At 45.4% G+C, this 11755-nt stretch carries 9 protein-coding genes; 8 read left to right on the forward strand and 1 reads right to left on the reverse strand.

Annotated elements, in window-relative coordinates:
- Window positions 1–157: 157 nt before the first annotated feature.
- The 3 genes from F3J22_RS29235 (at window position 158) to F3J22_RS29245 (ending at window position 2047) form a co-directional block, all read left to right on the forward strand.
- Window positions 158–556, forward strand: coding sequence for a hypothetical protein (locus F3J22_RS29235; RefSeq protein WP_167021513.1), 399 nt, complete (start codon window positions 158–160; stop codon window positions 554–556).
- 51 nt (window positions 557–607) lie between these two features.
- Window positions 608–1309, forward strand: a complete 702-nt coding sequence (locus F3J22_RS29240; protein WP_167021514.1) for a hypothetical protein — start codon at window positions 608–610, stop codon at window positions 1307–1309.
- 171 nt (window positions 1310–1480) lie between these two features.
- Entirely contained in the window at window positions 1481–2047 is a 567-nt protein-coding gene (locus tag F3J22_RS29245) for a hypothetical protein (protein ID WP_167021515.1), read from the forward strand.
- A gap of 62 nt (window positions 2048–2109) precedes the next feature.
- On the opposite strand, the gene F3J22_RS29250 is transcribed toward F3J22_RS29245, so the two are convergent.
- Window positions 2110–3396 carry a Fic family protein gene (locus tag F3J22_RS29250; protein WP_167021516.1) on the reverse strand — a complete coding sequence of 429 codons (1287 nt, stop codon included), beginning with the start codon at window positions 3394–3396 and terminating at the stop codon, window positions 2110–2112.
- A gap of 244 nt (window positions 3397–3640) precedes the next feature.
- On the opposite strand from F3J22_RS29250, the gene F3J22_RS29255 reads away from it, so the two are divergent.
- The 5 genes from F3J22_RS29255 (at window position 3641) to F3J22_RS29275 (ending at window position 11727) form a co-directional block, all read left to right on the forward strand.
- Window positions 3641–4228: an RNA polymerase sigma factor gene (locus F3J22_RS29255; protein WP_167021517.1), complete on the forward strand. Its 588-nt coding sequence runs from the start codon at window positions 3641–3643 to the stop codon at window positions 4226–4228.
- An 88-nt stretch (window positions 4229–4316) separates the two neighbouring features.
- Entirely contained in the window at window positions 4317–5468 is a 1152-nt protein-coding gene (locus F3J22_RS29260) for a FecR family protein (protein WP_167021518.1), read from the forward strand.
- Window positions 5469–5561: 93 nt separating this feature from the next.
- A complete protein-coding gene (locus F3J22_RS29265; RefSeq protein ID WP_167021519.1) occupies window positions 5562–9143 on the forward strand; it encodes a SusC/RagA family TonB-linked outer membrane protein in 3582 nt (1193 codons plus the stop codon).
- A gap of 10 nt (window positions 9144–9153) precedes the next feature.
- A complete protein-coding gene (locus tag F3J22_RS29270) occupies window positions 9154–10503 on the forward strand; it encodes a RagB/SusD family nutrient uptake outer membrane protein (RefSeq protein WP_167021520.1) in 1350 nt (449 codons plus the stop codon).
- A gap of 12 nt (window positions 10504–10515) precedes the next feature.
- A complete protein-coding gene (locus F3J22_RS29275) occupies window positions 10516–11727 on the forward strand; it encodes a TlpA disulfide reductase family protein (protein ID WP_167021521.1) in 1212 nt (403 codons plus the stop codon).
- Window positions 11728–11755: the final 28 nt, after the last annotated feature.

An 11755-nucleotide genomic window follows, 5' to 3' on the forward strand; every position in this document is an offset into this window, starting at 1 on the left:
ATTCGTGAACCTTAAATTAGTACTTATTTCTTTAGAAATTTTCGAAAATTATCATGTAGGCCGGCAATAACGGAAATGTTAAATGATGGGCATTGGCTGATGGTGCTAACCGGTATCCGCTGGCAAAGGTTAACTTTGTATTATCAATCTGACGTATATGCCTAAGCCAACCTTTTTACACGTGTTGCAGTACCTGCTGCTAAACTGGCTGTTAATGGCAGGTTTACTGATCAACTGGAACCTGGAAGCCTGGGAAGGCTCCCTGCTTCCGGTTTACTTCTATCTGTTTATTCTAATAATTCCGCTGATATTTAACATTTTAACGGTCTCCATACCCTTGTACTATACTTTCCGGCTGCATTTAATGCCAGCGATGGGATTACTGGCGCTTTCCTTTGCATGGATGTATTTTGAGTTCTGTTTTCTACGGGGAAGTAACTGGTTAGATCCCAGAGGTGTCGCATATTTACTGGTATCAGTAGCGGTATATGTATTGATATTCCGTAAATCCCTGGGATATTGCGTCCACCATTACCGGGAAATAAACTGGTGGTAGTCAGTGTATTCGCATCCTAAAAATGCTTAAATTAGGATACAATATACGCCCATGGAAAAATTGTTTAAACCCTTGCTCTCCCTGCTCCTGTTATTGGGAACTTTCCATATGGTATTGGCACAGTCACAACATATCACTATGGCGGGAATAGTGGTAGATGCCGCATCGTTAAAGCCGGTGGCGGGCATGTCTATCTATAACAATGACAGACAGCTGCTGGGGAAAACAGACGAAAACGGGTATTACAAACTGGAGCTCTCCTTTAACCAGTCTGCCGATATAGCTTTCAACTTTAATATGCAGAAAGACGGGTACACCGCTTTCAGCAGCACATTGCACTGGGCAGCCCTGCAAGGTGAACGGAGCACCGTTTTCTATGCGGGTATTCCTACGGTAAGAAGCAGGGAAAAGGTGTTCTCTAAGGAAGTGAATACCTTACCCGGCAACAGCTATGCCGTGGTGAAATCAGGCCTGGAAACCGTCATCGCTTCGCGGACGCTGGATAGGAAGCTGGACAGACAGAAGAACGCCGGTGATAAGGTTTTTGTGGTATTGGATGGTGCTTATTACCTGGTGGGTGGTAATGGCCAGGTTAAAATTCCCGGCGCCGGTACAAGGGTCAGGGTGAATAACGATAAAGTATATACGGCAGCAGACCTCAATAATGTTATTAAACGTGCGGATATTAGTTTTATTAACCCCGTCGAAGGCCGCGGCGATATCATGTACGAGATACATCTGAAAGAAAATTAACCCTATCTCTATAAATTCAACGGTAGCAGGGAATTACCTGCGATTTTTTACTATTCCTGTAATGCTGTGAAGGCTAATTTTGCTGTACGCCCCAACGTACAGGCAAAGGAATGATATGCTCATCTGTCGGATTACCAACTATTGTCCTATTCATCATCAAAAACGAATATTATGAAGTACCTGTTAAGTACCTTCCTGTTGTCGGGTATGCTGCTTTTTTGTCATGCATCACAGGCGCAGATTACGCGGCTCAAAGCGAAGGTTTTTTGTGATCCTCAGCCATTTTTCAAGCCTTATGTTACTGCTGATCCGGCCAAGGGTGATCCGCTGGGTCCTGCTGCGGCAGAAATTACGATCGTGAACCCGGTAAAGGGTTCCTGGAATGTCTGGTTTACGGGAACTAATGGCAGGGAGTACCTGACTAACTATAAATATACGGTGGTGGTAGATGGGAGCCTGATTGTATGGCAGGCGGATATGTTGGTCAGCGATCACTTTGAATCGGTAGCGGGTACGCCAAAGGTAGCGGTACAGCCATTTTCTGAGCACAAAACGGTGGCGGCAAAGATTATCCTGAACCCTTGTACGCTGACTGTAGAAGTGACGGCGGCACCTATTGGAACCAAACGTTATACCTGTACTTTAAGTCCGGCTAATATCCTGTCTGGCTGGAGCAGCGATGGGAGCCTGATAGCGATTACACTGGGCAATCCGGTATATGGTATGCAGCCCAATTGATATTATTTTTTTATAGATAGATGTTGGCAGGTTGTTGTAAATAACAACCTGCCTTTTGTTTTTTAGTCGTTATCCCAGGCGGATTTCCAATTGTTGAAAATAGTTTCATTGGATATTTGCCTGGTTGGGGTTCCGGAAATCATGTCCAGTAATTGTTCTTCAACAATTAGCGTAAAACGCTCCCGATCTGATGGATGTAATTTATCAGTAATGCCTTTGAGTACCTGCTGTGCGCTTGTGCTACCCAGCGTGGTTGTAATGATATGCATGACCGTTTTGTTAATAACTTGCCTGTATTTTGTAAGGAATGGGTCGGGTTTGATGCGTTCTTTTATTTGTGCATATCTTGCCACAGAGCGTTCATATGCCCACATAAATAGTTCTTTAAATAATTGCACTTCGTTCTGCTCATAAATTGCCAGCAGGCCACTGGTGTACAAATCAGTTGGTACCTCCGCAAAGGAGAGTGGAATGAGATTGTGTTTGATAAGTGGAATATTACAGGCAAGCCTGGATACCCGCTTATTGACATCCTGAAATGGCTGGAGATAAGGGAGATGCACCATGATGAAGAATGCCTGCTCAAATGGATGATTGATCTGCCGGGCCTTTTCCAACATCAGATTAAATAATTCTTCAATCAGCTGAGGTATGGCTACAGGCTTATAAACAGAACGGCCGATGCCAACCGGGATATTTCTCAGGCGGCCTACAGCCTTACGGTCGGGCATTAGCTCATACGCCAGATTAGCATGAAGGCCCAGGATATGGTAGGGAGAAAATTCAACATGTTCCGCACCATCAACGATATATTCAATCGCGTCTTTATGGTTGAGGATCATGACCGTATCAATCAGTGATTTGGTGGAATCGCTGTTTTCCGTTTTTATAAGTTTCGCTGTATCAATCAATGAATAGGAGTTTCCTTCCAGCCGGCTGGAGTTCCAGGCAAGATCGATCAGTAAGTTATTGAGAATATTCTTTGCATAGGTGCCGGCAGGTGCGGTTTCCAATCCCGTACTTCCTATTGCAGCGAGCCGTTCAAGTTCTTCTGCAGTTAAATAACTATCTGTATTGGGTCTGTAATTATCCAGGAAGGCGCGGTTATAACCTACCGGCGTTTTCTGGTTTACCGGTCGCTGCACCTGTTCCATTAATGCGCATGCTTCTTCCGATAGTCTTATGCCATAGGCAGAAGTATGGTATGGTGCTGCATCCTCACAAACCAGCCATGGCTGGTCGGCGATAAAAACATACCGGTAGCTCAATGTTTCCTCTTCTGTGAAGGAATCCCATATGGCGGGATATCCGGTTTCCGGGGTCGGTTTTTCAAGTTGATGTGGAGTCATAAAAACAATGTTTGTATGCAAATTATTGCATTTATGCATCCGAAAATCCCTGAACAAAAAGGATTTCTCAAACTGAAAATATATTTATCATTTAGATATTTCCGGAAAATTTATTTAGCTTGGAAGATAATACCAGTAAGCTTTTCACTCGAATATGTTTTTTTAAATTTTTTTTATTAAAACATGAAATCTCTAAAAAGATGTTTTCCCGGGAGATAAATAATTATTTGCTATTTTTAGCCGCATGAAGGATCAGTCGGTACAGGAAGGTATGCTTATTCAGTTGGTGGCACAAAGCGACCAGCAGGCATTTGCTGCACTGGTAAAAATGTACAGAAGCAATATTTTTACAACCGCTTTGCAACTGTTGCATAACCGCCAGTCGGCGGAAGAAGTACTCCAGGATGTATTCCTGAAAGTATGGCTGCAACGCAGCACCCTGACTGAAATCGATAACTTTCCGGCCTGGCTCAATACGGTAGCAAGAAATACCATCTATACGGCTTTTAAACTTTCCCTGAAAGAAAAAGCAATGTCGGCAGCATCGCTGGATGATAGTCTGGATGCCGGCTATAACACCGCTGACCCATTACTCGAAAAAGAATATACCCTACTGCTGCATACCGCCATTTCCCGGCTGCCACAACGACAACAGGAAACCTATCGTTTGATAAAGCTCGAAGGACTTAAAAGAAATGAGGCTGCCGAAGTAATGGGCATTTCTCCTGAAACAGTGAAATATAACCTGGACGAGGCCTCCAGGAAAGTAAGGGCCTACTGCCTGGCACAGCTGCCACTGGGCGTTTTACTCCTCCTTGTGAATATCCGCTAAAATTTTTTTTTCAGTCACCCCCCCAAAGCATATTTTTTAACAGACAATATAAGTAACAGTGCCCGGACGCTGATACGACACCTATATTATGCCATCTAAAACAGACATCTTAATATATAAAATACTAAACAACACCGCTACTGAAGCAGAGCGGGAAGAGCTATCTGACGCTATGCAGCTGCCGGAAGGAGAGGCTGCGGTGAAAGCACAGATCACTGCGCTGTTGCAAGCTCCTAAAGAAATGCAGGATATCTCTGAGGCAGAGATGACTTCGATGTTACAGGCTATCTATGCTGCTGAAGAGCCGGCAGGTAAAAAGAAACAACCAACCATTCTCCGTATAGGCTGGTGGGCAGCAGCCGCCATCATATTGGGTATGCTGGCCATCCTGCCTTACCGGAAACAAACGCTGCCTGTTCCTCCGGCTATCGTACAGGTATCACAGCCCGGCGGCAACAAAGCCGTACTGACGCTGGCCAACGGCCAACAGGTCATACTGGACAGCGCAGGCTCCCGCCAGATTGCACAACAGCAAACAACGCTGGTACAGCAACAGGGCCAACTCATCTATCAACAACAACACAACGAGGCCGCTACAGGCTTCAATACGCTTACAACGCCACGCGGGGGACAATTCAGGGTGATACTTCCCGATGGTACCTCCGTATGGCTCAACGCCGCTTCCAGTCTGCGATACCCGCTGTCCTTCGGAAAAGAACGTGTCGTGGAAGTTAGCGGCGAAGCGTATTTTGAAGTGGCTGCCAATCCAAAAGCGCCATTCAGCGTCAAAACCGCTACAGGACAAACAATTGAAGTCCTGGGGACAGCCTTTAACGTCAGCGCCTATACGGATGAAGTAAGCTCGCAAACAACGCTGATAAGTGGCGCCATTGCCATCACCAGCGGAAACCAGCGCCAGCAGCTGAAACCAGGCCAGGCGGCTAGGGTGTCCGACGGCAATACCACTATCCAGCAATTGCCGGAAGCGGCTATCGCACAGGCTACCGCCTGGAAAAACGGCCTGTTCGACTTTAATAAACTGCCTTTAACAGTAGTGATGAAACAGCTTTCAAGATGGTATAATATAGACGTTTTTTATGAAGGCAAAATACCGGATATCACCTTCTGGGGACGCATGGAAAGAAGTCTTCCCCTACGCGATGTACTGCTGATTTTAGAGAAGTCTGACGTACACTTCAAAATAGAAAACAATGGAACCAGACTGATCGTAACACCGTAAAATTTAAGTGACCGTCATTTATAATAATGGAGGATGGTTAGGCCACCTGTTCTCCCGATATTCTTTTATGTAAATCAACCAAATTCCGCTGCCATGAAGTTTAAAAGAGTCCTGCTCATTTTGCCGCTGGTACTGTTGTTTATAGTTGCCCGTGCCCAGACTGTTTCCATGCAGGTAAACAACGCACCGCTGGAGAAAGTATTTACCGATGTACAAACGCTTACAGGGTATAATATTGTTGCCAACTACGATATTATCAGATCAGCAAAACCTGTTACCATAAAGGCTACCAATATGCCATTGGAGAAATTTATGGCGCAGGTATTAAAAGAACAGCAACTGGATTTTTTTATCAGGAGTAAAACGATTACGGTTATACGTAAATCATCTTCCAATAAAATAACAGATGCAGACAATGCTACTGAGCCCGATCTGGTAACCGGTATTGTAAGGGATACTGCCGGCAATCCGCTGGCAGGTGCTCATATCGCCATTATGGGTAAAAGCTACGTCGCTACTACCAATGAACAGGGTCGCTACCAGATAAAAGCTGCTAAAGGCGAAGTACTGCTGGTGACTTATATCGGCTATAAGCCCATGCAGATGCAGGTGACGGATGAGTCGTCCGTACTCAATGCTACGCTGTTGCCTGTGGTGGCCCAACTGAATGAATATGTGGTAGAGGTAAGCACCGGCTACCAGCAACTGAAGAAAACACAGCTGACAGGCGCCTTCGCCACACTGGACCGTAAGTCGTACCTGCAAAGCGTGCCTCCTTCCGGTAATATCATTGAAAATATGGAAGGCCGCATCGCCGGACTGGTGCTGAAAGTAAACAACAGCAACGTGTACGATGATAACGCATCGCCGTTTACGATCCGCGGTGTATCTACCTTTCAGGCCATCAAAAAACCCTTGATCGTACTCAACGGATATCCGACTGAAATAAATATTGAATCCATCAACCCATATGACGTTGAATCTATCACCGTGCTGAAAGACGCTGCAGCTGCGGCTATATACGGTGTTCGTGCTTCTAATGGTGTGGTGGTCATCAATACCAGGAAAGGTACCAATTCAAAGCCGCAGTTTCACCTGAACGCAGCTTATACCTGGCGCCCCAAGCCAGATTTTAAAAAGCTGAATCTGGCCAGTGGTAAAGATTATGTAGATTTTGAAATGGCTTATGCCACGAAGAAGTTTATTGAACAGGGCATGGATAAGGAATACCTGGATATGACCAACGGTACCTATACCCCTGTTTTCAGTATTGCAGATGACCTGTACTATGGACGTATCAGTCAGTCGAAAGCGGACGAAATGCTGGCGCCGTATATCAACTATGATAATACGGATGATTTTAAACGCCTGTTCATGCAAAACCAGCAGTTGCGTACCATCGACTTCAGTATGAACGGCGGCAATACAGGTAGCAACTATTTTCTCGGTATTAACAGGGTAGATAACCAGCGCAGTGATAAGTTTTCCAATTTCAGCAAAACCGTGCTGAATTACAGAGGAGGTTATGATTTTATGAAGATATTCACGCTGGATGTGCAGGGAATTTATGCCAATACCAACGATGAACGCGTACCTGTACCGGACTATACTTCTTTCCGTCCATACCAGCATTTCAGGGATGCTAACGGTAATGCCCTACCTGCTTATCTCTCTCCATACAACGGCGCCTATTATGGCTTTGATGGTCAGTACGGTACACTCGGTGCAGACCGTAATGCGGCCAATATGGCCATGGGTCTTTACGACTCCTGGTACTATCCTTACCAGGAAATGCTGGAGTCTAAAACGACTAACAAAAGTAATATGCTTCGCCTGCAAGGCAATCTGCGTGCGAAGATCACACCCGCACTGCACCTGGAATTAGGAGGTGTATTTGAAAGAGAATTGTCTACATTGACAGACTATGCTTCTGAAAATGCCTGGACAACAAGGCTGATGCTGAATTACTATGCAGACAGAGATCCGCTGACAGACAAGCCTATATTCCGTTTTCCGCAAGGTGGCGTAAATAAGACAACAGATATGCTCACCACTACCTACACCACCAGGGCACAGCTTACCTATAATAAACAGTTCGGTGGCGTACATGATATCTCGCTGCTGGGTGGTACAGAAATAAGAAGACTCACAACGAGCAGCAGGCTGAATACTACTTTCGGATATGATAATAATACCCTATCCATGAAACCTGCGGATCTGAGCCTGATCGGTAACAGAATGATATTCCCTGCTTATTCCGATGAGCTGGTGCCTATGAGTAGCTTCGCAGATGATTATACTTCCTTCTCGGATTTCTTCAGGGAAACATACTTCGATGACCGCTTTGTTTCCTGGTATGCCAACGGCGCCTATTCCTATAACGACCGTTACAACATGACCGGAAGCATTCGTATAGATCAGTCTAACCTTTTTGGTTCAGATCCTAAATTCCGCTATACGCCGCTATGGTCGGCAGGTTTCAGCTGGAATGCACATAATGAGAATTTCCTGGTAGGCGCCAACTGGTTGCAGGAATTAAGACTGCGTTTGTCTGCCGGCTACAACGGAAATATTATTAAGCTGAGTGGTCCCTATACCATCCTTGGTACAAGCCTGAACAACTATGTGCCTAATCCGGAAATAGGTTATTACGTGACTACGTTGAGGAATAACCAACTGCGTTGGGAGAAAACCATGAATTATAATGTGGGCGTAGATTTTGGCGTGTTAGACAGACGTTTGTCTGGTAGTATAGACTATTACATTAAACGTGGTAAAGATATTTTCTCCAGTATACAGATAGATCCTACAAAAGGATTTAACAACGCGTTGATGAATAACGCCAGCATTGAAAACCGTGGGCTGGATATCAACCTGAATACGGTGAATATTACTGCGGGCAAGTTCAGATGGCAGACGCAGATTACCGGATCTTTCAATAACAGCAAGGTATTGAAGGTGGCTAACATGTTCAACGGCTTCTATGACTTTACCAGGGTGACCTATCCGGAAAACCAGGTGGGTTATCCGATCAGCGCTGTATTTGGACATAACTACCTTGGCCTGAATTCCCAGGGACAACCTACGGTGGCTGGTCCTGATGGTAAGCCGGTTGTATTGTCGTATAACCCTAAACGTGATGTGCCTTTTAGCAGTATGCGTTTTATGGGGGTAAATGACCCGCGTTATGTGCTGGGATTGAATAACCAGTTTACGTACCACGATTTCAGCCTGAATTTCCTCATCATGTATTATGGTGGTAATGTGGCCAGGATAGCGCCTCCTACTATCTATGACGACAGGCCGGTAAACGGCATCCAGGATATGTGGAAGCAACCGGGCGACGAGCAACATACCAATATTCCCGGTTTCCCTCCGGCATATGGCGAACCAGGCTATTTCAGTGTTTTCACCGGATATGGCTATGGTACACAGTTTTTCAGGAAGATGGATTTCCTGGTATTGCGTAATGTGACGCTTACCTGGGACGTAAACGATCAGCTGGCGAAACGGGTTCACCTTAATAAGCCTAAAGTGATTTTCCAGGTGCAGAACCCATACAAATTTGTATTCAGCGGTAATGATGTGGACCCGGAAACCCTGAACTACCTGACAGGTCAGCGCGGCCTGCCTATCGTACCTTCTTACACGCTTTCCTTGAACTTAAACTTCTAATATCAGTTGTATGAGAAAGAAATATTTACCATACCTGCTATCTGTATCCATATTTGCTGCTTCGTGTAGCCATTACCTTGATGTAAAGCCAAAAGGTATTATCATTGCCAGCACCATTAACGATTACGATGCCCTGCTTAACAGTATCGCGGCGATCAATAGCATTGGGCTTGTAAATCCGCTGAATCCAACGGATGATATCACGGATCCTACCCTTAATCCTACCAATCTGGTAGCGGCAAAAGATAATTTTTATTTCTGGCATCCGTATATCAACGGCGCTCCGGAGAAACCGGATATCTGGGTGGATTATTACAATACCATCGCGAATATGAATGTCATCACCGAAGGAGTGCTGGATGCTACCAACGGTACGGAAAAGAAGAAGAAAGAAATCTATGCGGAAGCGCAGGTGGGCCGTGTGTACTGCTACTATCACCTGCTTACCTTCTTTGCACCAGGTTACAATAAAACTACTGCGGGTAAATCTTATGGCGTTCCTTATGTAACCTCTACGGATATAAGTGTGCCTACTCCAGCCAGACCTTTGCTGGACGCCAATATGCAGCAGCTTATCAGCGATCTGAAAAGTGCATTGCCGTACCTGGAAAGTGTAACCGCTAATAACACCAGAGCCAGTAAGTCGGCCGCCTATGGCTTGTTGTCGCGGCTTTACATGTATATGCAGGACTATCCGAATGCGATGGCTTACGCAGATTCAGTAATTGAAACGAATCATTATTATCTCCTGAACTATAATGATTACCTGGGTAAAAAGCTGCCGAATACGACTACCAGTCCGGAAGAAGTATATGCGAGATTTTCCTATGATATCAGTGTGCGTTATTCGGATAACCTGCTGCAACAATACGATACCGTTACAGACCTGCGTATCCGTATGTTCGCGAAGCGTGCCAAAACCGGTGATACCCGCGTGTTGAATTTCGATACATTTATGGACTATACGCCTAACAGGGGCATTACGTATGCGGAAATGCTGCTCAACAAGGCGGAATGTCTGGCCCGACAGGGAGATTACGATGCAGCTATGGATATCGTGAATGCTATGCGTGCCAACAGGTTTAAGCCGGCAGACTTTATTGCATTAACCGCCGGCAATAGCGAAGCAGCGATAAGCCAGATATTGTCGGAGCGCAGAAGAGAGCTGGCCATGAAACTGGTAAGATGGGGAGATATGAAGCGACTGGACCAGGAAGGCCGTATGCCTGCCGTTAATCGTATAGGCGCCGACGGTACAACGGTGATGGCTACACTGCAACCGCATAGTTTACAATATACTTTCCAGATTCCTTTACAGGTACAGGCTTTTAATAAGGATATGCCATTAAATCAACAATAATATTTTAGTAAGATGATAAAACAGCCATTCATACTATTCACGCTTGCCTTGCTGGCAGGCAATGTACAGGCACAGAAACCGTACAGCCTGCAGGGTGATTTTCCTGGTGCGGCAGATGGTACCAAAGTTTATTTGCTGGATGCTTTTGAGTATAAAAAAGCAGTCCTGCAAGATTCAGCCGTTATCAAAGACGGACATTTTCAGCTAAAAGGTAAGGCCCCATGGGGTTTCGGTCGTCAGGTACAATTATTTGTTGAAAAAACACCGGGTGTACCACAAGACAGACGTGTCGTGCGTTTCTTTATGGGGGATGAAGATGTTAAGATAAGCTGTCAGGTAGATAGTTTGCCCGGATCCTATTATGGCAAGGGTGGCAGCATGAATAATGTAGTCATCACCGGTGCCCGGAGCCAGGATGTATATGCCAGCTATAAAGCAGGTGTGCGTGAACTCTCCGAAAAATACAGTGCCCTGAATGCGGCCTATATGAAAGAATATCATCTTCCTGCCATTAATGACACCTTTAATACTGCCAGAGGTATAGAACTGGCAAGAGAGATGAAGGAAACAGATAAGCAGCTGACAGTGAAGAAGATCGCTTTCATCAAAGAAAACCGGTCTTCCGTTGTGGCGGCGTACATGGCATTGGAAGTGATTGCCGGTTCACATAGCAGCCTGACTGCCGCAGAAATCGATGGGATTACTGCCATGCTTTCTCCGAAGCTCGCCACTTCCACTATTGTGAAAGAGCTGAAAAGAACGGTGGCAAATGAAAAAGTTATTGCTAAAGGAGCAAAGTATATCGATATTCCTTTAATAAACAGGCAGGGCAAAACAGTGCAGCTTAGCAGTATGGTAAAGCCAGGACAGTATAATATGCTGGAGTTCTGGGCTTCCTGGTGTGGCCCTTGCAGAGCGGAGATCCCGCATCTGCGTGCGCTGAGTAAAAGTGTAAAATCATCTGATTTCAATATCATCAGTGTCTCTATTGATGAACGTAAAGCAGATTGGGAAAAGGCGATGAACGAAGAAAAGATGGAATGGACACAGCTTTGTGATATGAAAGGCTTTTCCGGCCCGGTGTCGCAGCGTTACAAAGTGGAAGGCATTCCTTTCTCTATCGTTATCGACCCAAATGGTAAGATCGTTGCCAGCGAGATTCGCGGTGCCGTGTTAGACGCCTTAGTGAAGGATTTGCTCGGTGATAAGGTGACTGCCTTTTAAGAAATTATTACAGAGATGTATCAACACG

The organism is Chitinophaga sp. Cy-1792 (genome assembly GCF_011752935.1).
Taxonomy (GTDB): domain Bacteria; phylum Bacteroidota; class Bacteroidia; order Chitinophagales; family Chitinophagaceae; genus Chitinophaga.